Consider the following 22,862-nt stretch of genomic DNA (forward strand, 5'->3'; position numbering starts at 1 on the left):
AGGCTGGATGGTGACACAAACCGGTAAGCAATTACGCTCCCAGCATACGGAAGCCGGGAAGCCTTTGTTGCGGGCGGGGTGCATGATTGCCCTGGTTTGAATCTCTAATGGACCCAGCGGACGTTATTTACCGTAAAAACGCACAATCCCAAATGTAACGGACACCACAGTCGTTATAAAGAGTTTTCGCTGTTCAAACACCTGTGATATTACGAATTAAGGTACCTCAGGTCCGTTGCGATTTTAAAAGGAGCTTTTTACCTCCAATAGCGTCAACTGTGTCTGTTAGCAGTAGAGGACCTCCGTTAGGAGGTCCTCTTGTGTCTTCTTGTGTCTGCCCATGATCAACGGCCACGCTCTCGAGAGCCGACGTACTGCCCATGATCAACGGCTACGCTCTCGAGAGCCGACGTACTGCCCATCATCAACTCCCATGCTCCCGAGAGCCGAAGTACTGCCCATCAACGGCCATGCTCTCGAGAGCCGAAGTACTGCCCATCAACGGCCATGCTCTCGAGAGCCGAAGTACTGCCTATTAGCAACGGTCATGCTCTCGATATGCCTGCTATGCTGCCCTCACCAATGACCATGTTCTCGAGAGGGCCAAAGCTACCGCCACTAACGGCCACGCTCTTGAAGGGCCGCCTGCCCTGATGCTTCTCTATGTCACGCACAATTCGAAATCGGTACTTTGCGTTCCGGTAGTAAGCATGGTTCCGTTAAGCTATGCCTGCTATGCTGCCCATTTCATCCGCATCTTCTAAGCTCCGTTTTCTAACTTGATCTCTGCGACCGGGTTGTTTCCTCCGGTTGGAGGTGACCACAGCTCCAGCTGCTGCATGAGCTGTTTATGGTTTTTCACAATGAGCACTTTATCGGGATAGCTCCTAAGCGTGTGCTGGATCCGGTGCCTGCCCTCGCGCTGAAAAGACGCGCTCCATTTGAACATGTTCAGGAGCATGATCCAGACGGGTTTATAGTGCGCCTGTTCCAGTCCAAGCCGCTGTTTGATGAATCTGGTGATGATCCGGTAGGTTCTTGTGGAGTAGGGAGGATTCAGGAAAACGATGAGATCCGCCTGCTGGAAGCTGGGGCTGACCCATTCAAGATGGGCGCCTTCAATGATCCAGCGTTCCGTCTTCACGATGTCCAGCAGCAGCGCATCCCGGTCCGCCTCGCTCCTTCGGATATCGTCAGGGTTGGCTCGCTCCCAGACCACATTGTCGAGCTCGTAATAGGGGATGCCATGCCGGGCGGAGAGCGCCCTGGCAAGCGTCGTTTTGCCGCTGCCGACCGAGCCGATGATATGTATTCGATTCGGAATCATACTGTTCATGGAGATCACCGCATTCAAGAGAATTAGTAGCTAATCCTTTCTGCATCGAGACAGCAATCTCCTGTTTCTAACATTCGAGGGAGTTACCGTACCTCGTGAGAATTACCTTAGCGCATCGAAGAACGCCACGATTTGCTGGGCAACCGATGCGGGTTGTTCAGCCGCAATAAAGTGCCCGCCCGAATTCAGATCCTTCCAGCGGATCACATTCGGAAATATTCGCTCCACGTATTCTCTCGGCGGACGCTCGTTTCGCTGTGCATTTAAGGTGACCGCATGCGGTACAGGCGAGGTTTCTCCCGGTCCCGGCCATCTCGTATGCGTGCCTTCATAATAGTAGCGGTTCGAGGCATTGATGGTCTCGGACACCCAATAGATGGAGACGTTGGAGATGAGCAGCTCTTTGCTGAAATGCTGCAATACGTTGTTATCTTCGGGGGATGTCCAATAATGCCATTTTTCAAGAATGAAAGCGGCCAGTGCCACAGGAGAATCATGCAGGCCGTAGGCTGCCGTTTGCGGTTTTGTACCTAGAATATGGGCGTAGCCGCCTTCTTCACGGTACCATTGCTGCTGATATTGGAGGAACGCCCTCTCCTCATCCGAAAGCGGGGAAGTCGAGTCCACGCAGGGGCTCGGGTTGCCGGGGGATGTGGTGTGATAACCGATGAACCGGTCGGGATGGTCAAGACACATGAGCCCAAGAATGCTGGCTCCGATATCATATCCATGGGCACCGAATCGCTCATAACCGAGCCCCGTCATTAATTTCATAAGCAGTTCTCCTGCCTGCCGGTCCTCAAAGCCTGGACGCAAGGGAATACCCGAGAAGCCGTGACCCGGCAGGGAAGGAATGATGAGGTCGAAGGAAATATCCGCACGACCCCCGATTGGCCCAGGATTCGTAAGGCAAGGGATCAGCTCCAGCATTTCATAGAAGGAGCTGGGCCATCCGTGGGCGATGAGGAGCGGGACGCGGTTGTCACCGCTGCCCTTAATATGTATATAGTGAATGTCTACCCCATCGATTTCAGCGACATAACTCGGATAAGCATGAATGGAGCGACGGAAGGCTTCCCAATCGAACTCATGCCTCCAGTAAGCGATTATATCCTTCATGAAATCAAGCGGGATTCCGTAATTCCAGCGGCCACCCGGGATTTCGTCAGGCCACCGGGTCATATCAAGGCGTTGGTACAGGTCATCAATCGCAGCGGGTTCAATTGGATAAGAAAAGGGTCTGATCTTCATTCACTTCACCTCTTAGGAAGATTGGAGTCTGCTATACTGATAACAACATACTTGCAGTGGATAGATATAAACAGGTAACAGGGAGTTCAACAACACGTGATGACTGTTAAAATAAAATTAATGGTTAGCTAACCGATAAATTCATTTTACTGGTTTGTCATGAAAACATCAATAGGAGGTTTGTTTGTTGTGGGAGCAGAATTGGAGCAGCTGGAAATCATAGCAGACTATATTAATACCCATGATAGACGGATGAGATATGAGGGCGATCCGGGCGTGGAGATTCTTAAAGGCGTAAATGACCTACGATCCTGGCTCTTGGAGTATGGCTTTATTCATGATTTGGACAGCGTAACCGAAGTGGATTTGACGTTGGCTCGTGAACTGCGCAGCAGCTTAAGGGCAGCCATTCCATATAACCCGCATGATCCTAAGGACGACGATTTCCAGACGTTGAATCGTATCGCGGGCCAATTCCGTTTCTTCTATCGTTTCGGTGAAATGTCCGATGTGATGGAGTCCGTGGAGGAACAGGGAAAGGGAGGTTTGGCACGGTTGTTGATTCTGGTGTTCCGACTTCGTGAAAACAATCTGTGGAGCAGATTGAGGGTGTGCACGGCGGCGGATTGCCAGTGGGTATTCGTCGACCGTTCCCGGCCGGGGACGGGCAAATGGTGCTCGATGAAAGCCTGCGGCAATCGCGCGAAGAATAAAACGTACCGGGAACGAGCCAAGTCCATGGGATGAATGCATTACAGGAATTCGTGAAGAATCATAGCCTTACAAAGGCCAATCAAGCGATGTACTTGGTTGGTCTTTTTTTCATGGAATCGAATCACGTAAACAGGAATATGTGATCCCATAACGAAATGGTTGTTACTTAATTATTTTTGTTGCTGCTTATTATTTAGGAAGAATGAAGATTTATGAAATGCATGTCGATTAGGCAATTCTCCATTCGTTGTATAAGTATAGAACGGGAATGCAAGGTTCCTATAACAGGAGGGAATATACCATGAGATTTATGATGATTGTAAGGGCAACCGAGGATTCGGAGGCAGGTGTGCTGCCAAGTGCAGAGCAATTGGATGCCATGATGAGGTACAACATGGAGCTGGCCAGAGCCGGTGTGCTGCTTGCTGCGGACGGACTGCATCCAAGCTCCGGTGCCATCCGGATTTCCTATCCGGAGCCTGGAGGCAAGGCGAAGATTACCGACGGGCCTTTTACGGAAGCCAAGGAATTGATTGCGGGTTATACCTTGATTGAAGTGAAGACGAGGGAAGAAGCGATTGAATGGGCCAAGCGCATGCCGGACCCTCACGGCTTCGGTGCAGGCCAGATCGAGCTCCGGCAGGTGTTTGAACCCACGGATCTGACGCAGGATCCACAAGCCCAGGCCAAACAATATGAGATGCGCGAACATATCCAAAGGCAGAATCCCTAATGCCGGCTGCAGATACACATCGTGCGATCGAGGCGATATGGAGAATCGAATCCTCCAAGATTATCGCCTATCTCACGCGAATGGTTCGTGATATCGGTCTCGCCGAGGATCTGGCGCAAGATGCGTTGATCACTGCGCTCGAGCGATGGCCAAAGGAAGGAATACCGGATAATCCTGGCGGATGGCTGATGACCGCCGCGAAGCGAAAAGCACTTGATGTGCTGCGCCGAAATAAAGTGCGCGATCAGAAGTACGCATTATTGGGCCGCGAGCTGGATGTCCGGATGGATTCGGACATGGAGGTACCGGAGCCGGGGGAAGTGAATGACGATCTGCTGCGGCTCATCTTTATGACCTGTCATCCGGTTCTTTCCCCCGAAGCCCGTGTGGCGCTAACACTCCGCCTGCTTGGCGGATTAACGACAGTGGAGATCGCCCATGCTTATCTTGTCCCTGAAGCTACGATAGCGCAGCGCATTGTTCGTGCCAAGCGGACGCTGTCGGCAACGAGGGTCGCGTTTGAGATTCCGCAAGGAACGGAGCTCAAACCGAGATTGTCATCGGTGCTTGAGGTCGTTTATCTCATGTTTAATGAAGGCTATGCAGCATCGTCCGGCAGTCAGTGGATTCGCCCGCTGTTGTGTCAGGAAGCGCTTCGGATCGGGCGGGTGCTGGCTGAGATTGCCCCACTGGAGCCCGAGGTGCACGGGTTGGTTGCGTTAATGGAATTTCAATCTTCCCGATTCAAATCCCGCGTCAATACGGGCGGTCAGCCTGTTCTGCTCCTGGACCAGAATCGGGCGTTATGGGATTATCTATTGATCCGCCGAGGCTTTGCCGCTCTCGATCGAATCGAGCAACTGGGAGGCATGACGGGACCTTATGCCCTTCAGGCCGCAATCTCCGCATGTCATGCCGGAGCGGCCAGTGCCGCAGAGACGAATTGGATTCGCATCTCCGCGCTATATGAAGCGTTAGCCCAGGTTTCTCCCTCCCCTATTGTGGAATTAAACCGTGCCGTTGCCCTCTCCATGGCTTTCGGTCCGGAGATTGGGCTTGAGATCGTGGATGCTCTGCAATCCGTGCCTGCCTTGAAGGGATATCACCTGCTCCCGAGCGTAAGGGGAGACCTGCTCTTTAAGCTGGGACGGCTCGAAGAAGCCTGTGCCGAGTTCAAACGGGCAGCATCGCTGACGGACAATCAGAGGGAACGGGAGCTGCTGCTCGATCGAGCGGCGGAATGCTTGACTGGTGAACCTTGAATATGAGCGCAAAAAAAGATCTGAAATTTTTTTGATAAATATTTAAAAATGTGTCGATTACGCCGAATCCTGTTCGTCATCTATATGTAAAACCATTAAACGAATAGAGAGGAAGACGAACATGCAAGCACAGATGGTACCGTTTATTATTTCCGAGGATGCAAGAGGACAGGCGGATTTTTACATACAGGCGTTGGGAGGAGAAATCGGCATACTGACTACTTTCGGGAGCATGCCGGGCATGCCGGAAGCCCATCAGGATAAGGTCATGCACATGTCGTTGACCCTGGCTGGCGGCAATCGACTCATTCTGACGGATGCTTTTCAGGAGACTCCCAAGGGCTCGAATATGGGGCTGGCTTTAACGTTTAGTCATGAGGAGGACGCCCGCGCCGCCTATCGTAATCTCAGCCAAGGGGGTACAGAGAAGTATCCTTTTGAGCTGCAGCCATGGGGGGCTTATTACGGAGAAGTCATTGATCGATACGGCATGACCTGGCAGATGGTTTTTCAGGGTTGATCATCAACAATGAGAATTGAATGAATAATAGGTTGGACACTATGATACGAAAGGGAGTTAAATCAGATGAATCAAGAAGTGACGGACTACATTGCGGCAGTGAATGATTCTTGGAAGGTTGAGGTCAGTGAGCGGCTTCGGGAACTCGTGCACAGCACAATCCCGGGCGTTGCGGAACGGCTTCAATATAAAAAGCCCCATTTTCTGAAAAATGGGAAATATGCGGCGGTGATCAGCATCTCCAAGACGGCCGTGAGCTTTACGATATTTAATGCGACGGGCCTGGATTGGCCGCAGCCGCTATTCGAAGGTCCACCTGAGCGGAAAACGATCAAAATCACGGCTGGGCAGCAGGTGGATTATGATGCGTTGGCATCTTTACTGAAGCAGGCGTCGGAAGGTTTGTAATCCATATGTAATAGGGGAGACGGTGGTCATGAGATTCCGAACAACCTGATCAAATAACCGCGATCCGTATGGATCGCGGTAAGTTCATTTTATTTCTTGGTGCTGTGTTGTTTGCCCGGGAGCTTGTCGCTAGGCGTACCTTTGCCGTGATTCTCTTTGTTGTGGCGGGCTTTTTCCGCGTTCTCGTTCATTTTTTTCACAAAATCATGCGTGCTTTCCATGGGATGTCAGCTCCTTTGATTCTGAATGTATGGCATTTTGCCTGATCGTGCTTAATATAACCATTTCTTTGTTATTGTATTTTATAATGTGGTTATAGGAGTTTAAGTCTGCCTCTCTTTGCAGAAGGAGGAATACATATGTTGTTCAAGTACGGATTCATCTCGCTGCTGTTGGCAGCCGCCTGTTTGCTCGTGATCGCGGGCTGCAAAGGCTCAATCCAGGATACAGCTGACGACGAAATCAGCCTGGTATCCGTTCCATCGTTAATCGGTCTGAAATCGGCGGAGGTTGATGCCATCCAGGTTTTTTTTGGGGACGGCACGCGTTTGACCCTGGATAAGGAGGAGGAGCTTGATCAGATCATGCAATGGGTGAATTCGCTTCAAGCCTATAAAATAGAAGGAGCTCGGGGCCCGGGGTTCCTGTATGCCATGGACATGGTGCAGGGGAATCAGAAACTTCGACTTGCCAATGAATTCGAGGTGGAGGGTCAGTGGTACGCGCTCTCAGGGCCGGAACAAGAGTTGCTGAGTCGTTATCTGATCGAGCAAGGGCGGGCGCACAATCCGGAGTTGCTGCCGGGGATCACCATGGAAACGCCAGAGGCATCCGGATACAACTACATGGATTACGCGCAGAGCGTTAAGTGAGAATGCCACGCTTCATGAACAGATCATCCTATTTCTCAAGTCGCTCCATTCCACCCCCCATCATAAAAAAAGATTCAGCCCGGCTAAACGCCCCCTGGCTGAATCTTGGATATGAAGCGGTACTTCGAGTCCGGTGCTATAAAGCGCCAGGGCATTGTTCCATTACTTGGTATGGCTGATCAGCAGCTCATATTTGTTCAAGGATGCGCCCAAAATATTCTCGTTGCGGCCCTGACCATGGGATTGCCGGAATGACTCGCTGGATGTCCAGCGTTTGAATGCTTCCTCATCCTCCCACACCGTGGAGACCTTCAATTCCTCAGCCTCTGCGCCTTCCTTTGCCTCATGCCATAATTCCATCCGCACGAAACCTTCAATCTCCTGTACACCCTTCGCTTCAGCGAATCGCTGCGCAATCTCTTTACCGAAGCCCGGTTTGACCTTAATCGAGTTTGTAACAACCAGCATATGCGTGATTCCTCCTTCGGTTGATGACCGGAAAAATTCCAGAAATGTCTAGCACCTTGCATGTATGTCCATTATACATGAAGGAACCGACTGATTTCATCTCGGGCTTGGGAGGAACCGGCTTCTGCATGCAAAAGAAGCATACGGAACGCTTAAGTAGCCGGAGGGCCATCCCCCGGAAACTCTGCTGCAGGTACGGCTGCAACCGGAGCTGCTTCCTTGGGTTTAGCCCTTCCGCTCCAAGACCAGTAGGTGCCCATGCGGAGCAGTCTCTCCACCGGACCGCTGCGGAACCTTTTTAGCCAGAGCAGGCTGCCCGCTGCCAGCACGCTATAGATCAGAACCGCCAGCAGCGTTCCTTGCAGCACGCCCAGCTTGCCGAACCATCCCAGCCCGAATCCGTAAAAGATCAATACGCATACAACACTCTGCGACAGATAATTGGTCAGCGACATGCGTCCCACCGCTTCAAAAGCCCGAATTACAATGGATTGCTGAGACGAGAACGCGTACAGGGAGGCGAAGAGGTACAGATAACCCAGCGCCAGCAGAGGACCGCCAAGCATGGTGAACACGCCGCTCCAGCTATGGGTTGTGCCGAGCATGACCGCTGCAGTTTTTAATCCAAGCCCGGCCGGAACGAGCAGAGCCCATCTAAGATACAGCTTGATTTCCATGGAAGGATGGAGAAAGCGCCCGCGTTTCGCGGCCACCATGCCAAACAGGAACATCGGTGCACTCATCAGCGGAGCAATCAAGATGACCAGCAGCATCAACCAGTCGGGCAGATCGATGGGCATCTCCTCCGTTGATCTGAAATTCAGAATTTCGCTGTAAGTGCCGTTGCCGTAGACTTCAATCGACTGCTTCACATAACTCTCCATGCGCTCTGTTTCACCTGCAACCGGCTCGACGGAGCCGTATCCAAAGAGGGATACCAGTGTGAGCAGGAGAACACCCCAGATCATAATGGTTTTGACCTTTCTTTTCACGAACAGCACAAGGAAGAGACCGATCGCACCGTAAAACAGCAGAATGTCGCCTTCCCATATGAATATCGAATGCAGCAGACCCAGAACGATTAACAGAACCGATCTGCGGAAGAAACTTCGACCGTACTTGAGCCCTTTGTTGATCAGGCTTTCCCTCATTTTGATCATGCTGTAGCCGAACAGAAACGTAAAGATCGGCATAAAGCTGCCCTCGACGAATACTTTCAGCATGTCATGGCTGATCTGATCCAGCGTGGAAGGCTGGAAGTAATGCAGCTCGTCTTTGCCGAACATGCCGTACTGAAAAATAAGCATATTGGCCATCAGAATACCGAGCAAGCTTAATCCGCGAATGGCATCGACCGCCGTTGAACGTTTGTTTGAATTCATGTATGTCACCTCTAACCCCAAGTATAAAACTTGAACATAAATAACGCGGAAACGGCTTCCTAACTTTTTCTTAACACTTCCAGCATTTGTTTAACTCCTGTTAAGGTTGCTGTGCTAGCATAAATAGCGGGTGAGGATAAAATGGATACACGAATTTTAATTGTTGATGATGAACCTTCCATCGTAAAAATGCTGCAGATGGTGCTGCGCAAGGAAGGCTTTAACCGCATATATACAGCTTCAAGCTGCAAGGAAGCCCTGAGCGAGATCGCCGCTCATGGAGCGGATATCGTGCTGCTGGATGTCATGCTGCCCGACGGCACGGGGTTTGATCTTTGTCCGCAAATCCGTTCGTATGGCAGTCCGCACATTCTGTTTCTGACGGCCAAAGCGTCCGATCTGGATGTGCTGACAGGCTTTGCAATGGGCGGGGACGATTATGTCACCAAGCCGTTTAATCCGCTGGAGATTGCCGCAAGGATCAAAGCGCGTCTGCGCCGGGGCGGCTTCGGGATGATGCCATCGGCCGAGCAGCCGGTTATTCAGCGTGCATGGGACTTCGGCCGGTTCAGGGTCGATGAATCCGCTGGCGAGCTGACGGTGCTGGGAGAGCCTGTGCCTTGTCCGGCACAGGTCTTTCAGCTGCTGCTTTATTTTTGCAAGCACCCGGGGGTAGTGTTCTCGAAGTCCCAGCTGTATGAAGCCGTATGGGGCATCGATGGCATGGGTGAGGACAACACCGTTATGGTGCATATCCGGCGCATTCGGGAACGAATTGAGGAGGACCCTAGCAACCCGCAGTATTTGCTAACGGTTCGAGGACTCGGTTACAAGCTGGTTAAGGAGAAAGGGCGATGAGACTGCGCAGAAGGCTGGCCTTTCATTTTACATACCAACTGATTGCGTTCTCAGCATTTATGTTCTGCTTTCTCATCGTTCTCTTATTCTTCCTGATCAAGCATATCAGTGATGAAGAGATGAGGCGCAACTTCCCGACCGGCGTCTTGAACAGCATTGTAACGGAGACGGTGACGGAGAACGGGAAGGTTCTGCTGGATGACCATTGGAAGCAGCTGCTCCAGGACAAAGAGATGTGGCTGCAGGTGGTGGATATGAAAGGGAATGTGATTCACGCCACCAATACCGCGCCGGATGTTCCCTCGGAATACTCGGTTAGCAGCCTGCTTGAGATCAAGGAGAAGCGGCGTCTTGGGGAGTACACAATGGACTGGCAGATGGATCTGACATACAAGGACCCGCTGCTGTATCTAGCAGGGCGAATTGACGAGAGCTCGGATCATCTTCGCGAGTGGTATGCACGGTATCAAGCGGGCGGCAGGGTGGACCCGGCGTATGCAGCTGAATTAAAGCACGACTTGGTAAGTCTGGGCGGATATCTGCATGTCATTGACCGGGATGGCCAGATTGTGCAAGCGATTGGAAAGGGAAGCGAGTATAAGGCAAGCTACCATCCGCTGGAGATCATTACGATGCAGGAGCAGCCCGGTACTTACTCCACGCATATTGCGGTTTATCGCGACCCGGCTACCGGCAGCACCTGGGTGTACCATACACCGCAGGATGAGACGCTGGAGAAGCAGCCTATTATGAATGAGCTGATCCGTGTGGCGCTGTGGACCTTGCTGAGTGTACTGATCTTGTCGCTGGCAGTAGCGATTTGGCATGGATACCGGTACAGTCGGCCATTGCTGCTGTTTACCGGATGGTTTGAGCGCATGGGGAGCGGAGCTTATGAGGAAGTGCTGACGCCCAAGGACCGGAAGCGCGTATTTCGCAAGAACGGGAAGCTGCGCATGCGCTTCAAGCTGTATAAGGAAGTGATTCACTCCTTCTACAGGATGGCCGAGAAGCTTGCCGAGACCGAACGGGAGCGCGAGCGGCTGGACCGGAATCGGGAAGAATGGATGTCGGGAATATCGCATGATTTGCGTACGCCGCTGTCCTCGATCCAGGGATATGGTTATATGCTGGAGAACGCGCCGCAGGACTGGAGTCAGGAGGAGCTGCGTGAGATGGGAACCGTCATTCGGGAAAAAGGCGATTACATGCTGGAGTTGATCGATGACTTCTCGCTTGTCTTTCGTCTTAAGAGCGAGATCCGGCCGCAGGAACTGGCACGGCTTGATCTGAATGAACTGGTGCGGCGCTGCGTGCTTAAATACGTGAATGATGTCACGCTGGATGCGAATTTTTCCTATATCGGAGGCGAAGAGCCGCTGCTCATTGATGGCAATGCCAAATGGCTGAAGCGGTTGATGGATAACCTGCTTACGAATGCCGTGAAGCACAATCCCGAGGGAGTTCATGTTGAAGTACGGGTAGAGAGACGTCCCGGCGGCGCAGCGATCGTGGTCGCGGATCAAGGCGTAGGGATGGACGAAGAGACTCGCCGCAACCTGTTTGAACGCTACTACCGGGGGACAAATACCGAGGAGAGTATGGATGGCTCAGGGCTTGGAATGAGCATTGCCAAAGCGATTGTCGAAGCACATCGAGGCCGGGTGGGCCTGTGGTCGGAAGTCGGCCGCGGAACAACTATCACCGTTCTATTGCCTGAGGTTTCCGTGCAAGATGGTGCGGATTGCACGGCACATGGTAAGGATGATTGACGTCATTACACGATTTCTTTCATTCCCATTGCAATTTGGTTAGTGTTCACTTATGATATGATTATGAAAAAGAAACCGCATTTCGATAGCAAGAAGAAGGAAATATTGCAGGCGGCCATGAAACTCTTTGCCGAGAAGGGCGTTGACGGGGTATCGGTGAAGGAGATCGGCGCGGCAGCCGGTGTGACGGATGCAGCGATCTATAAGCATTTTACGAATAAGGATGCCGTTGCTGCGGAGGCATTCGAGGAATACTGCGGCAGTTACACACGTTTGGTGGATGATTACGCTTCCCAAACCGGACTGTTCGCAGAGAAGTTGTCCGCCTTGGTCACCCGTGTATTGGAGTCTTATGACGAGGATAAATACGGCTTGCTGCTGTTGTCCCAGCATCACGAGCTGTTTACGGAGGTGCTCAAGAGCAGGGGGCGTCAGCCGCTCGATGCATTATGCGATCTGCTCGATCAAGCGGTGTTGCAGCGGGATATTCCGCCGCAGAATATACGCTTAACCGCGGTGTTGATCATCGGTGCATTCAATCAGCTGGCCGTTTCAACGATGCAAGGGGAGCTTGAGGAACCGCTCTCGGCGCTGGCGCCTGAGGTGACGGCACATCTACTGGCTTTGACAGGTTTAGGGAAGGGTCCGGTGTGACCTTTTCTTTTTACCTTAAGGTTAGTGTTTATTAACCAAATTAACAGGGGGAACGTGTATGAAAAAGATTTTGATTATTCAGGGCAATCCGATTGAGAACAGTTATGGAAGTCATTTGGCCAAGGGATATGCGCAGGGGGCAGCCGAATCAGGGGCAGAGGTGCGTGAGCTGGTGCTTGGAGAGATGGATTTTGATCTGAGCCTGTCCGGCGGCTATAAGGGGGATCAAGCTCTGGAGCCCGATCTGCAAGAAGCGCAGAAGCTCATCGCATGGGCGGATCATCTGGTATTTGTGTACCCGAACTGGTGGGGCGGCATGCCGGCACTGCTGAAGGGGTTTATCGACCGAGTCTTTTTGCCGGGCTTTGCGTTTAAGTACCGCCGGAACTCTCCATTGCCGGAGCAGCTGCTCAAAGGGAAAACCGCCCGATTGATTGTCACGATGGATTCGCCCTACGTTTACTATCGCTTCTATCTGGGTCAGCCCGGGCATCAAATGATGAAGCATTCCATTCTGAAGTTCTGCGGCGTGAGCTCGGTTCGTGCCACGAACATCACGCAGCTTCGCAAAATGCCTGAGAGCGCAAAAAAGCAATGGCTTGAGCGCGTACAGAACATGGGGAGGAAACTGGCGTAGAGGCCGTTGCCGCCGATGTGCAGTTCTTTCCAAACACTTGACTTCTCGGGCAAGAAGATTATAATTCATACAACAAATGAAACAAAAGAGAATTGAAGGGTAAACAGGATCAAAATCAAATCTTAATGTATATGCCGGGGAATAGGGCCCAGGCGTTTCTACCAGGTTACCGTAAATGACTTGACTACATGAAGGATGAGAGCCAGAGTCCAGCGCCCGGCTTCGAATGGAATGGAGAGGCGGGCGGTAAGATCACCTTGGAATCCGGGTACCGGCAGGTTTTAACGGATGGGGTGTTGTGCAGACTATTAGCAATGCATTGCTGATGCACCGGGCTTCTCTTCCTCTATGGATATAGTTAGTTCAGGCAACCCGGGCAGATACGCTGTCCGGGTTGTTTTACGTGCTTGCGCGTAGAATTGATTTTGTACTTTTACCGTTTCATCATAAGAAAAACGTCTATCGACGTACTTTCACAGATGACAGATCGAAGTTAGAAGAAGTCTTTATTGCAATATCAGGAAGTCACAAGCTTTGAAGTTTATACTTTCTGATATCTAAAAAAAGGGGAGCGTGCATTCATCATGAGTTCAAGCAAGAGACAGAAACGATACGAGGTCAGCCGGGAGCTGGGGAAAGTGGCGTTAGGACAGGCACCGGCCGACCTGGTTATCAAGAACGGCACGCTGGTCAATGTGTTTACAGGCGAGCTTCAGGAGCAGGTGGACGTGGCGATGGCATTCGGACGCATCGCTTATATCGGCAGCGCCGATCATACGATCGGGGAAGGTACCCGGGTCATCGAGGCGAATGGCCGTTACATCTCGCCGGGTCTGCTTGACGGCCATATGCATGTGGAGAGCACGATGCTGACCGTGACCGAGTTTGCGAAAGCGGCCATCGTTAGCGGAACCACCGGGATCTATATGGACCCTCATGAGATCGCCAATGTATTCGGTATGGAAGGTGTGCGGTGGATGCACGAGGAAGGACAGCAGCTGCCGCTTAAGGTATTCACTACCATCCCTTCCTGCGTGCCGGCGACGTTTGATCTGGAGGATGCAGGAGCCCAGCTTGGCGTGGAAGATATCGAAGAAGGGCTGACCTGGCCTGGAGTTGCCGGGCTTGGCGAAGTCATGAACTTCCCGGGCGTGGTATATGGCGATCCGACGATGAGCGGTGAGATCGAAGCCACGCTGCGTGCCGGCAAGACGGTGACGGGACATTTTCCCGCAGAGGACGACCGGATGCTTCAGGCGTATCTGGCAACCGGGGTAAGCTCCGATCATGAAACGGTGACGAGAGAGCAGGCGCTAGAGAAGGTTCGCCTCGGGATGCACCTGATGATCCGTGAAGGATCGGCTTGGCAGGACGTGAAGGAAGTCATCAAGGTGGTGACGGAAGACAAGGTGCGTACGGACAATATCTCCTTGGTGACGGATGACGTGTATCCGCAGACGCTGCTGAGGCTTGGCCATATGAACCATGTGGTGCGCCGCGCGATCGAAGAGGGTGTGGATCCGGTGACGGCCATCCAGATGGGTACGATCAACGTGGCTCGGTACTTCGGGATGGATCTCGAACTCGGGAGCATCTCGCCAGGTAAAACGGCAGACATTCTGCTGCTTGATGATCTGAACAGCATGGTGCCGTCGATTGTGATCACCGATGGTGAGGTGGTTGCGGAGAACGGCCAAGTTGTGAAGCCATTCCCTGTATATCAATATCCGGAAAAAGCGTTCCATTCGGTTCGCCTGCAGCGTCCGTTGACAGCGGAGGATTTCCTGCTCCGCAGCAAGTGGGATACCGCACGCACGGAAGTCAACGTGGTGCGGGTCATCGAGAACAGTGCCCGCACAGCCAAAATGACAGCGGTGCTCCCCGTGCAGCAGGGCATCATTCAGCCTGACCTTAACCAAGACGTGGTTCAGCTTGCGTGCATCGAGCGCCATGGCGCAACCGGACAAATCTCGCTTGGCTTTGCGAGCGGCTTCGGATTGAAATCCGGTGCGGTCGCTTCCACGGTGGCGCATGACAGCCATAATCTGCTGGTGATGGGCACGAGTGCCGAGGATATGGCGCTAGCGGCGAATGAGCTGGCAGCTTGCGGCGGCGGGATGATCGTGGTGCGTGACGGTCAGGTGCTCGCGAAGGTGGCCATGCCCATTGCCGGCTTGCTGGCGGATCGTCCAGTGGAGATCGTAGCGGAAGAAGTTGCTGCACTGGAGGAAGCCTGGAAGGAGCTGGGGTGCTTCATCCATGCGCCGTTCATGACCTTCTCCCTGATCGCGCTGCCGGTGATTCCCGAAATCCGCATTACCAATCGCGGCATCGCGGACGTGACGGAGTTCAAGCTCATCGAGACGGAGATTCGCGCGGTTCAATAAGGTGGTGGTATACATTAAAGCAGGTTGGCCTACATGGCGAACCTGCTTTTTTTGGTGCGTAAATACCGGGCTTGACCTGTGAGGGGATGCGGCAAGTCATGCTCCAATGGATAAACCTCACATAATTCCATTCGCACTTAGTGATTTTCGTCACAAGTTTATAACTTTTTGCCCCTAATCCTTCCTAATATTGTGATATTGATCACAATCCTTTCTGCCGCAGTCTGCGAAAATACAAAAAGAATCAAATTTAAAGTGATCACGTGAGCTAAAGGAAGGGGTATCTTTATGGATCCGGTTATGCTGGCGCGAATTCAGTTCGCATCGACAACCATTTTTCACTTTATTTTCGTACCGTTGTCTATCGGATTAGCGTTTTTGATTGCCATCATGGAGACGATGTATGTTGTCAAAGGCCAGGAAGTATACAAGAAAATGGCCAAGTTCTGGGGGAAGCTGTTCCTGATTAATTTTGCGGTCGGGGTAGTGACAGGAATTCTGCAGGAGTTCCAGTTCGGCATGAACTGGTCGGATTATTCGCGATTTGTTGGGGATGTGTTTGGCGCGCCGCTTGCCATCGAGGCCTTGTTGGCCTTTTTCCTCGAGTCAACATTTATCGGACTATGGATATTCGGTTGGGACCGATTATCGAAGAAGGTCCATCTGCTCAGTATCTGGCTGGTGTCCTTCGGCACCCTGATGTCGGCCTTCTGGATTCTGGCGGCCAATTCGTTCATGCAGCGTCCCGTTGGGTTCGAGATGAATAATGGACGGGCGGAGATGAATGATTTCCTGGCATTGATCACCAATGGGCAGCTGCTGGTAGAATTCCCGCACACGATCTTTGGGGCACTGGCCACCGGGGCGTTCCTGGTAGCAGGCGTGAGTGCCTACAAGCTGATGAAGAAGCAGGATCTGGATTTCTTCAAAAAATCATTCCACATCGCCATCGTGGTGGGGCTCACCACCTCCATTCTGGTTGCGGTCTTCGGTCACCAGCAGGCGCAGTATCTGGTGGATACGCAGCCGATGAAGATGGCTGCTGCCGAGAGCCTGTGGGAGACGAGTGACGATCCTGCGGCTTGGACGGTCATTGCGTCCATCGATCCGGAGAAGCAGGAGAACAAGATGGAGCTTAAAATTCCGTATTTGCTCAGCTTTCTGTCTTATAGCAAATTCTCCGGCGAAGTGATCGGAATGAAGGAGCTGCAAGCCCAGTACGAGCAGCAATACGGTCCCGGCGATTATATACCTCCGGTGCGGACCACCTTCTGGAGCTTCCGGATTATGGTGGCCGCAGGCAGCGTGATGATTCTGCTCGGATTGTACGGAGCCTGGCTGATGCTGCGCAAGAAGGTCGAGCACGCTGGCAGATGGTTCCTGAGATTGATGCTGTTTGGCATTTCATTGCCGTTCATCGCCAACTCGTCGGGGTGGATCATGACGGAGATCGGCCGGCAGCCTTGGACGGTATTCGGACTGATCACCACGGAGAATAGTATATCTCCGAACGTAAGTGCAGGCTCCATCCTGTTCTCGCTCATTACGTTTACAGCCATCTATGCGGTGCTCGCTGCCGTTATGGCGTACTTGTTCATTAAAGTCATTAAGAAAGGGCCGTATGCGGCGGAGGAAGAAGACCGCCCCGCAAGCGATCCGTTTAATAAGGAGGGCTACCATGCTGTCTCTTAATGAACTGTGGTTTGTGCTCGTTGCCGTGTTGTTTATCGGGTTCTTCTTCTTGGAGGGCTTTGATTTCGGAGTCGGGATGTCCACACAGCTGCTCGCCAAAAGCGACACCCAGCGCCGGGTGCTGATCAACTCGATCGGCCCGTTCTGGGATGCCAATGAGGTCTGGCTGCTGACAGCGGGCGGCGCGATGTTCGCCGCCTTCCCGAACTGGTATGCCACGCTGTTCAGCGGATTCTATATTCCGCTTGTCTTTCTTCTGTTGGCCTTGATTGGACGGGGAGTGGCCTTTGAATTCCGCGGCAAGGTAGGCGACGTTCGCTGGAAAAGGGTGTGGGACGGTGCAATCTTCATCGGCAGCGTGCTTCCTCCGTTCCTCCTGGGTGTTGTTTTTTCCTGCCTCATTCAGGGGCTTCCGATTAATGAAGAGATGCAGATGTATGCCGGATTCTTCGATGTCGTGAATGCCTATACCGTTGTTGGCGGGCTGACGATGGTGATGCTCTGTCTGCTGCATGGGTTAATGTTTACGACGCTGCGCACCATAGGGGATCTTCAGGAGCGTGCGCGCCGCATGGCCCGGAGATTGCTGCTCCCGGTGGCGGCACTGTTCGTGGCATTCGGGGTCATGACCTATTTCATGACGGATATCTTCGAGAAGCGTGGTGCGGTGTTAACCGTGCTGCTCGTGCTGGCTCTGCTTGCATTCCTGCTGGGCGGGTATTTCATGAACGTCAAGCGGGACGGCTGGGCTTTCGGAATGACCGGGGCCGTCATTGCTCTGCTGGTTACATCCGTGTTCGTGGGATTGTTCCCTCGCGTAATGGTCAGCTCCATCCATTCGGCGTTTGATCTGACTATCTATAATGCGGCCTCCGGACCGTATTCCTTAAAAATCATGACCATTGTGGCTGTATCGCTGCTGCCATTCGTATTGGGATATCAAATTTGGAGTTACTTCGTTTTCCACAAACGGGTACATGAGAAGGAGCATCTGGAGTACTGATGGGAAAAGATCTGCTGGGATACAAGGGCGCCAAGATCGTATTTTTCCTTGTCGCCGTATGTACTCTGGCACAGAGCATGGCCATCCTCCTGCAAGCCAAATGGCTGGCGGAAGCCATATCCGCCCTGTTCGCGGGATCCACGCTGCAGGAGCAGGGGGAGACCATTGCCTTGTTCCTGCTTGCTTTTCTGGCACGCCACGGCATTTTCACCGTGCAGCAAGGAATTGCACAGCGTTTTGCCGAGGAGACGGGCACGAGCCTGAGGAAGCAGCTTCTGGAGGAGCTGTTTCGGAACGGGCCGTCCTTTGTCCGGTCGGAAGGAACAGGCCATGTGGTTACGCTTGTGCTGGAGGGCATCGGCAAGTTCCGCAAATATGCGGAGCTGACCATACCTCGCATGATGGGGGCGGGCATTACCCCTGCGCTGGTATGGCTGTACGTATTCATGACGGACCGGATCTCGGGCATTATTCTGCTGGTGACCATGCCGATCCTGATCGTGTTTCTCATCCTCGTGGGACTTGCCGCGAGAAAGCAGACCGAGCAGCAGCTGGATTCCTACCAGATGCTCTCCAATCATTTCGTGGATTCGCTGCGTGGTTTGACCACTCTGAAGTTCCTGGGACAGAGCCGCAAGCACAGCGGGAGCATAGGGCAGGTCAGCGAGGGATATAGGGCTGCGACCATGCGGACCCTGCGCGTTGCGTTTCTGTCGTCCTTTGCACTGGATTTCTTCACGATGCTGTCGGTAGCGTCCGTAGCGGTAAACCTGGGCTTGCGCCTCATTAACGGCAGCCTGGAGCTGCTGCCTGCACTCCTCATCCTGATCCTGGCACCGGAGTATTTTCTTCCGGTGCGCATGGTCGGGGCTGACTTTCATGCAACGCTGGACGGCAAGCAGGCAGGGGAAGCGATGCAATTCATCGTCCGGGAGGCCCGGAAAGAGCGCTCGGAGGCTCAAACCGGTGCAACATTTAAAATTAAAGATAATATCCCGGCATCTACTGGCTCCAAGCCGCGGTTCCAATGGGAGAAGAGCAGCGTACTTGAGCTGTCCGGCATCGGACTGCAGCATGCAGGGGCGGGTCCTGCCTCCTTGGAGGACGTCAGCTTCCGAATATCGGGTCAAGGCCGGATCGGCATCGTCGGAGAGAGCGGGGCGGGTAAATCCACGCTGATCGAACTATTAGGCGGGTTTATGACGCCTACATCCGGTGAGATGAAGCTGAGCGGCGTGAAGCTGGGGCATTCCAGCCGGCGCGAGTGGCGAAGTGAGGTCACCTATATGCCGCAGCAGCCGTATTTGTTCAGCGCCAGCTTGGAGGACAATGTGCGCTTCTATGCGCCGGACGCTTCAAGGGCTCAGGTTGAAGCGGCAGTTGAAGCGGCCGGCCTGGCCGAGCTGGTGAACAGCCTGCCTGGCGGTCTGGCCGAGATGATCGGCGGAGGCGGGCGGACTTTAAGCGGCGGTCAGGCACAGCGCGTTGCCCTTGCCCGAGCGCTGCTCGGCGGTCGGCAGGTTCTTCTGCTCGATGAACCGACGGCACATCTGGACATTGAGACCGAGTATGAGCTGAAGGAGACGATGCTGTCCCTTTTTCAGGATAAATGGGTATTTCTTGCAACGCACAGGCTGCACTGGATGCGGGATATGGATTACATCATCGTTCTGCATCAGGGGCGCGTAGCCGAAACAGGAACCCATGACGAGCTTATGGCAAGGCGGGGCGTATATCATGGATTGATTACATCGCAGATGGAGGGAGTACAATGAAGCAGGAATCGTGGTTTCGGCCTTATGTGACGGCAAACTTCTGGCGTTTTCTGCTGATTGTCGTACTGGGCGTGCTCACCATCCTGTTTGCGGGGATGCTGATGTTCACGTCCGGGTATTTGATCTCGAAATCGGCACTCCGTCCGGAAAACATCCTGATGGTGTACGTGCCGACGGTAGGGGTTCGCACCTTCGGCATCGGACGCGCGGTCGTCCATTACGTGGAGCGGCTGGTGGGCCATGACACCATTCTTCGCATCCTGTCCCAGATGCGCCTGCGGCTGTATCGCATTCTGGAGCCGCAAGCCCTCCGCTTATCCTCCCGATACCGCACCGGGGATCTGCTGGGCGTGCTTTCCGATGATATCGAGTATTTGCAGGATGTATACATCCGAACGGTCTTCCCATCCATCGTTGCGCTTGTGTTGTATGCCGGAATCATTCTGGCCGTCGGCCTGTTCGACCCGGCATTCGCCCTGCTGCTTGCGCTGTATGTTGCGGTGCTGATTCTGGCGCTGCCGCTGATATCCCTGCTGCTTACCAAACGGAAGAACCGGGAGATGAAGCAGGCACGGAACAACCTGTACCAGAAGCTGACCGATGCGGTGCTGGGCATCCATGAATGGTATGTCAGCGGCAGACAGACAGAATTCCTGGCTGGTTATGAGGCGGATGAAGCCGAGGTAGACCGGACGGACAGATCGCTGAAGCGATGGTCGCGCCTTCGGGGCTGGATCGGCCAATGCATCGTTGCCGTAACGGTGGTGTCGATGGTGTATTGGTCAGGACGGCAGTACGCGGATGGATCCATGGATGTTACACTGATTGCGGCTTTTGTGCTGGTTGTGTTCCCGTTAATGGACGCATTCCTGCCCGTATCCGAAGCCGTGGAACGGATTCCGCAGTATGGCCAATCGGTGGCGAGGCTTAAGGGCATCGAAAGCGCCGATGAATCCGATGAGAAGCAGGCACCGCTGCAGCTGCTGAATAACGAAGAGACCGAGGCGGTTATACGCGGCGGTGTTCATGTGAAGGCGGATGGCATCATGTTCAGCTATGATAGGGCAGCCGCTGGCTCATTTGCCTTGGAGCCTGTCGGTGCGGGAGAGGCAGGACACACCTTAACCGAGGTATCGCTGGACATTCCCCCTAGGGCCAAAGTGGCCGTTATCGGCCGTTCAGGTGCCGGGAAGTCCACCCTGCTGCAGCTGATACAGGGGGTGCTGGCGCCATCGTCGGGAAGTCTTACCCTGGGTGGTGTGGAGGCGGCGCGGTTTGGGGACGAGATCTCTTCCGTTATTGCCGTACTGAATCAGAGCCCGCACTTGTTCGATACGACACTTGCGAACAACATTCGGCTTGGCCGGCCGGAAGCCACGGAGGAAGAGATACGCGATGCTGCTGCCATGGCGCGGCTGGAGCCGCTGGTGGCTTCTCTCCCGGGTGGACTCGACACCCGCATGCAGGAAGCAGGTCAGCGATTCTCTGGCGGTGAACGCCAACGCGTGGCTTTAGCCCGAATCCTGCTGCAGGACACGCCCATTGTTATTCTGGACGAACCTACGGTCGGACTGGATCCCATAACCGAGCGGGAGCTCCTGTCCACCATCTTCTCCAGCTTGCAGAACCGGACATTGATCTGGGTGACCCATCATCTGGTGGGCGTGGAGCAGATGGATGAGATCATATTCATGGAACACGGCCGAATCGCCATGCGTGGCACGCATGATGAACTGATGCGGCACTATCCGCGATATCAACAATTGTACCGGCTGGATTCTCCGGAACTATAGAAGGTCCATGGGAAGAACCGCCCCTTTTTTCACAGGGGCGGTTCTTTTTGTTCCCATCTTATTTTTCTTATAAGTCTGATAAAAGATCGGAATCCACGTTCCTTCTGGAAAGATGTAACATAGTTGTAGCCGATATAAAGGGTTAATTCTCTATTAGGGGTGTGGCGTATGGTGGATTTAGAGCGGTTAACCAGCGTGTTCTATCATTTTGCTGAACGGGAATGTCAGGGCTCCAGCGATTTATATGAGTATTTGGCGAGGCATATCGCTGATGATGAAGAGGTGCTGCGAGTGGCCTCGTTTGTTCGGTCAGGTCAGCCGGTACCCAATATGCTGTTCGGGGCTGTTCAATATTTGCTGCTCCAAGGCGAGGGGGCCGAGCTGAGGTCGTATTATCCCGGCCTGGTAGAGCAGCCGCAAGCGATGAAATCGTGTTACCCCCATTTTCGCTCGTTTGTGCTGAAGCACGAAGGGGTACTCATCGAGATTCTGGAGAGCAAGCGGGTTCAGACGAATGAAGTCCGCCGCTGTGCTTACTTGTATCCGGCGTTCTGCTCGATCTACGACAAAGTCCGCAAGCCGCTTGCCTTGGTAGAGCTTGGCTGCAGTGCCGGATTGCAGCTGTTATGGGATCAATACAGCTATTCCTATGGTGATGGAGCGAGTTATGGTCATAACGGCTCAAAGGTTCGCATGACTTCAGAGATCAGGGGGGATCGCCTGCCGCTTCTGCTGCCTTCCAGCCCTCCGGTGGTCTACCGGATGGGGATTGATCTGCATGTGAATGATGTACGGAACGCGGAGGATTTCTTGTGGCTGCGCGCCTTAATCTGGCCGGGCTATCATGATCGGGTGACGATGCTGGAGCAGGCTGTGGAGGTGCTCAAACATCAATCGGGGATACAGTTTCGGGAAGGGGACGGGACCGAGCTGCTGCCTGAAATTGTGAGGGTCATCCCGGAGGAGGCCGTTATCTGCGTATTTCACACGCATGTGGCCAATCAGATTCCGGAGACGTCCAAACGCCGCCTGCTGCAGCATCTGAGCGAGATCGGGAAGACGCGTGATATTGTACATGTCTACAACAATATGTGGGATGGCGATCTCCATGCCGATTATATTCTTGGGGGCGTGCTAAGCGAGTATACGATCGCGCGGACGGATGGGCATGCACGCTGGTTCGAGTGGTTGTTATAAAGCGCATGAATCTATATTTTTTCTTGGGCAAGTCTGTGTCATAATAGGAGAGATGGAATATAAAGCGTTTACGTTATTTCATGGAGCGGAAGACAGCGCGGCTTCAACGACAAGCGGCGGAAGCTTGCCCATGAAGTCTGGTTTCCAG

The 22,862-nt window shown here is 53.3% G+C and carries 21 protein-coding genes and 1 riboswitch; of the genes, 16 read left to right on the plus strand and 5 right to left on the minus strand.

Annotated features, from left to right (window positions below; genetic code table 11):
* Window positions 1–760: 760 nt before the first annotated feature.
* A complete protein-coding gene (locus PGL02S_RS07440) occupies window positions 761–1,336 on the minus strand; it encodes an AAA family ATPase (protein ID WP_036640594.1) in 576 nt (191 codons plus the stop codon).
* Between the two features lie 102 nt (window positions 1,337–1,438).
* Window positions 1,439–2,587 carry an epoxide hydrolase family protein gene (locus PGL02S_RS07445; protein WP_006207060.1) on the minus strand — a complete coding sequence of 383 codons (1,149 nt, stop codon included), beginning with the start codon at window positions 2,585–2,587 and terminating at the stop codon, window positions 1,439–1,441.
* 189 nt (window positions 2,588–2,776) lie between these two features.
* Here PGL02S_RS07445 and PGL02S_RS07450 point away from each other — a divergent pair, with 189 nt between their 5' ends.
* The 5 genes from PGL02S_RS07450 (at window position 2,777) to PGL02S_RS07470 (ending at window position 6,224) form a co-directional block, all read left to right on the plus strand.
* On the plus strand, window positions 2,777–3,334 hold the full coding sequence (locus PGL02S_RS07450; RefSeq protein WP_036640157.1) for a CGNR zinc finger domain-containing protein: 558 nt from the start codon (window positions 2,777–2,779) through the stop codon (window positions 3,332–3,334).
* Between the two features lie 268 nt (window positions 3,335–3,602).
* On the plus strand, window positions 3,603–4,034 hold the full coding sequence (locus tag PGL02S_RS07455; protein WP_006207058.1) for a YciI family protein: 432 nt from the start codon (window positions 3,603–3,605) through the stop codon (window positions 4,032–4,034).
* The gene (locus PGL02S_RS07460; RefSeq protein ID WP_036640154.1) at window positions 4,034–5,296 is read left to right on the plus strand and encodes an RNA polymerase sigma factor; all 1,263 of its coding nucleotides are present in this window, start codon (window positions 4,034–4,036) and stop codon (window positions 5,294–5,296) included. The genes PGL02S_RS07455 and PGL02S_RS07460 overlap by 1 nt, the downstream gene beginning before the upstream one ends.
* 121 nt (window positions 5,297–5,417) lie before the next feature.
* On the plus strand, window positions 5,418–5,816 hold the full coding sequence (locus tag PGL02S_RS07465) for a VOC family protein (protein ID WP_006207056.1): 399 nt from the start codon (window positions 5,418–5,420) through the stop codon (window positions 5,814–5,816).
* A 66-nt stretch (window positions 5,817–5,882) separates the two neighbouring features.
* Window positions 5,883–6,224, plus strand: coding sequence for a DUF1801 domain-containing protein (locus PGL02S_RS07470; RefSeq protein WP_006207055.1), 342 nt, complete (start codon window positions 5,883–5,885; stop codon window positions 6,222–6,224).
* An 89-nt stretch (window positions 6,225–6,313) separates the two neighbouring features.
* On the opposite strand, the gene PGL02S_RS07475 is transcribed toward PGL02S_RS07470, so the two are convergent.
* Window positions 6,314–6,445, minus strand: a complete 132-nt coding sequence (locus PGL02S_RS07475; protein WP_006207054.1) for a DUF4023 domain-containing protein — start codon at window positions 6,443–6,445, stop codon at window positions 6,314–6,316.
* Window positions 6,446–6,583: 138 nt separating this feature from the next.
* Here PGL02S_RS07475 and PGL02S_RS07480 point away from each other — a divergent pair, with 138 nt between their 5' ends.
* Window positions 6,584–7,096 (plus strand): hypothetical protein, encoded by a 513-nt coding sequence (locus tag PGL02S_RS07480; protein WP_036640151.1) that lies wholly within the window; start codon window positions 6,584–6,586, stop codon window positions 7,094–7,096.
* Window positions 7,097–7,258: 162 nt separating this feature from the next.
* Here the strand turns inward: PGL02S_RS07480 and PGL02S_RS07485 are convergent, their stop codons facing one another.
* Both PGL02S_RS07485 and PGL02S_RS07490 read right to left on the minus strand, forming a co-directional pair.
* Window positions 7,259–7,564, minus strand: coding sequence for an antibiotic biosynthesis monooxygenase (locus PGL02S_RS07485; protein WP_006207052.1), 306 nt, complete (start codon window positions 7,562–7,564; stop codon window positions 7,259–7,261).
* Window positions 7,565–7,716: 152 nt separating this feature from the next.
* Entirely contained in the window at window positions 7,717–8,946 is a 1,230-nt protein-coding gene (locus tag PGL02S_RS07490; RefSeq protein ID WP_036640149.1) for a DUF418 domain-containing protein, read from the minus strand.
* Window positions 8,947–9,087: 141 nt separating this feature from the next.
* On the opposite strand from PGL02S_RS07490, the gene PGL02S_RS07495 reads away from it, so the two are divergent.
* The 10 genes from PGL02S_RS07495 to PGL02S_RS07540 all read left to right on the plus strand — a co-directional run bounded on the left by PGL02S_RS07495 (window position 9,088) and on the right by PGL02S_RS07540 (window position 22,714).
* Complete coding sequence (locus PGL02S_RS07495; protein ID WP_036640148.1) at window positions 9,088–9,804, plus strand: response regulator transcription factor; 717 nt, start codon at window positions 9,088–9,090, stop codon at window positions 9,802–9,804.
* Window positions 9,801–11,576 (plus strand): sensor histidine kinase, encoded by a 1,776-nt coding sequence (locus PGL02S_RS07500; protein WP_036640147.1) that lies wholly within the window; start codon window positions 9,801–9,803, stop codon window positions 11,574–11,576. The genes PGL02S_RS07495 and PGL02S_RS07500 overlap by 4 nt, the downstream gene beginning before the upstream one ends.
* A 63-nt stretch (window positions 11,577–11,639) precedes the next feature.
* Entirely contained in the window at window positions 11,640–12,230 is a 591-nt protein-coding gene (locus tag PGL02S_RS07505; RefSeq protein ID WP_172964016.1) for a TetR/AcrR family transcriptional regulator, read from the plus strand.
* Between the two features lie 58 nt (window positions 12,231–12,288).
* Window positions 12,289–12,867 carry an NAD(P)H-dependent oxidoreductase gene (locus PGL02S_RS07510; protein ID WP_036640143.1) on the plus strand — a complete coding sequence of 193 codons (579 nt, stop codon included), beginning with the start codon at window positions 12,289–12,291 and terminating at the stop codon, window positions 12,865–12,867.
* Between the two features lie 105 nt (window positions 12,868–12,972).
* Window positions 12,973–13,074, plus strand: a riboswitch (purine riboswitch).
* Between the two features lie 377 nt (window positions 13,075–13,451).
* Window positions 13,452–15,254, plus strand: a complete 1,803-nt coding sequence (ade, locus tag PGL02S_RS07515; RefSeq protein ID WP_036640141.1) for an adenine deaminase — start codon at window positions 13,452–13,454, stop codon at window positions 15,252–15,254.
* 288 nt (window positions 15,255–15,542) lie between these two features.
* Window positions 15,543–16,946 carry a cytochrome ubiquinol oxidase subunit I gene (locus PGL02S_RS07520; protein ID WP_036640139.1) on the plus strand — a complete coding sequence of 468 codons (1,404 nt, stop codon included), beginning with the start codon at window positions 15,543–15,545 and terminating at the stop codon, window positions 16,944–16,946.
* Window positions 16,933–17,949, plus strand: a complete 1,017-nt coding sequence (gene cydB, locus PGL02S_RS07525; protein ID WP_036640137.1) for a cytochrome d ubiquinol oxidase subunit II — start codon at window positions 16,933–16,935, stop codon at window positions 17,947–17,949. The genes PGL02S_RS07520 and cydB overlap by 14 nt, the downstream gene beginning before the upstream one ends.
* Entirely contained in the window at window positions 17,949–19,724 is a 1,776-nt protein-coding gene (cydD, locus tag PGL02S_RS07530; protein ID WP_036640135.1) for a thiol reductant ABC exporter subunit CydD, read from the plus strand. The genes cydB and cydD overlap by 1 nt, the downstream gene beginning before the upstream one ends.
* Complete coding sequence (gene cydC / locus PGL02S_RS07535) at window positions 19,721–21,517, plus strand: thiol reductant ABC exporter subunit CydC (protein ID WP_036640133.1); 1,797 nt, start codon at window positions 19,721–19,723, stop codon at window positions 21,515–21,517. The genes cydD and cydC overlap by 4 nt, the downstream gene beginning before the upstream one ends.
* Before the next feature lie 168 nt (window positions 21,518–21,685).
* Entirely contained in the window at window positions 21,686–22,714 is a 1,029-nt protein-coding gene (locus PGL02S_RS07540) for a DUF2332 domain-containing protein (RefSeq protein ID WP_036640130.1), read from the plus strand.
* The last annotated feature ends 148 nt before the right edge of the window (window positions 22,715–22,862 follow it).

It is taken from the genome of Paenibacillus glucanolyticus NBRC 15330 (assembly GCF_004000885.1).
Lineage (GTDB): Bacteria > Bacillota > Bacilli > Paenibacillales > Paenibacillaceae > Paenibacillus_AQ > Paenibacillus_AQ glucanolyticus.

Coding starts and splice junctions, on each gene's coding strand:
- PGL02S_RS07440 (WP_036640594.1), bottom strand. CDS start 1,336: ATGAACAGTATGATTCCGAATCGAATACATATCATCGGCTCGGTCGGC.
- PGL02S_RS07445 (WP_006207060.1), bottom strand. CDS start 2,587: ATGAAGATCAGACCCTTTTCTTATCCAATTGAACCCGCTGCGATTGAT.
- PGL02S_RS07455 (WP_006207058.1), top strand. CDS start 3,603: ATGAGATTTATGATGATTGTAAGGGCAACCGAGGATTCGGAGGCAGGT.
- PGL02S_RS07460 (WP_036640154.1), top strand. CDS start 4,034: ATGCCGGCTGCAGATACACATCGTGCGATCGAGGCGATATGGAGAATC.
- PGL02S_RS07465 (WP_006207056.1), top strand. CDS start 5,418: ATGCAAGCACAGATGGTACCGTTTATTATTTCCGAGGATGCAAGAGGA.
- PGL02S_RS07470 (WP_006207055.1), top strand. CDS start 5,883: ATGAATCAAGAAGTGACGGACTACATTGCGGCAGTGAATGATTCTTGG.
- PGL02S_RS07475 (WP_006207054.1), bottom strand. CDS start 6,445: ATGGAAAGCACGCATGATTTTGTGAAAAAAATGAACGAGAACGCGGAA.
- PGL02S_RS07480 (WP_036640151.1), top strand. CDS start 6,584: ATGTTGTTCAAGTACGGATTCATCTCGCTGCTGTTGGCAGCCGCCTGT.
- PGL02S_RS07485 (WP_006207052.1), bottom strand. CDS start 7,564: ATGCTGGTTGTTACAAACTCGATTAAGGTCAAACCGGGCTTCGGTAAA.
- PGL02S_RS07490 (WP_036640149.1), bottom strand. CDS start 8,946: ATGAATTCAAACAAACGTTCAACGGCGGTCGATGCCATTCGCGGATTA.
- PGL02S_RS07495 (WP_036640148.1), top strand. CDS start 9,088: ATGGATACACGAATTTTAATTGTTGATGATGAACCTTCCATCGTAAAA.
- PGL02S_RS07500 (WP_036640147.1), top strand. CDS start 9,801: ATGAGACTGCGCAGAAGGCTGGCCTTTCATTTTACATACCAACTGATT.
- PGL02S_RS07505 (WP_172964016.1), top strand. CDS start 11,640: ATGAAAAAGAAACCGCATTTCGATAGCAAGAAGAAGGAAATATTGCAG.
- PGL02S_RS07510 (WP_036640143.1), top strand. CDS start 12,289: ATGAAAAAGATTTTGATTATTCAGGGCAATCCGATTGAGAACAGTTAT.
- ade (WP_036640141.1), top strand. CDS start 13,452: ATGAGTTCAAGCAAGAGACAGAAACGATACGAGGTCAGCCGGGAGCTG.
- PGL02S_RS07520 (WP_036640139.1), top strand. CDS start 15,543: ATGGATCCGGTTATGCTGGCGCGAATTCAGTTCGCATCGACAACCATT.
- cydB (WP_036640137.1), top strand. CDS start 16,933: ATGCTGTCTCTTAATGAACTGTGGTTTGTGCTCGTTGCCGTGTTGTTT.
- cydD (WP_036640135.1), top strand. CDS start 17,949: ATGGGAAAAGATCTGCTGGGATACAAGGGCGCCAAGATCGTATTTTTC.
- cydC (WP_036640133.1), top strand. CDS start 19,721: ATGAAGCAGGAATCGTGGTTTCGGCCTTATGTGACGGCAAACTTCTGG.
- PGL02S_RS07540 (WP_036640130.1), top strand. CDS start 21,686: ATGGTGGATTTAGAGCGGTTAACCAGCGTGTTCTATCATTTTGCTGAA.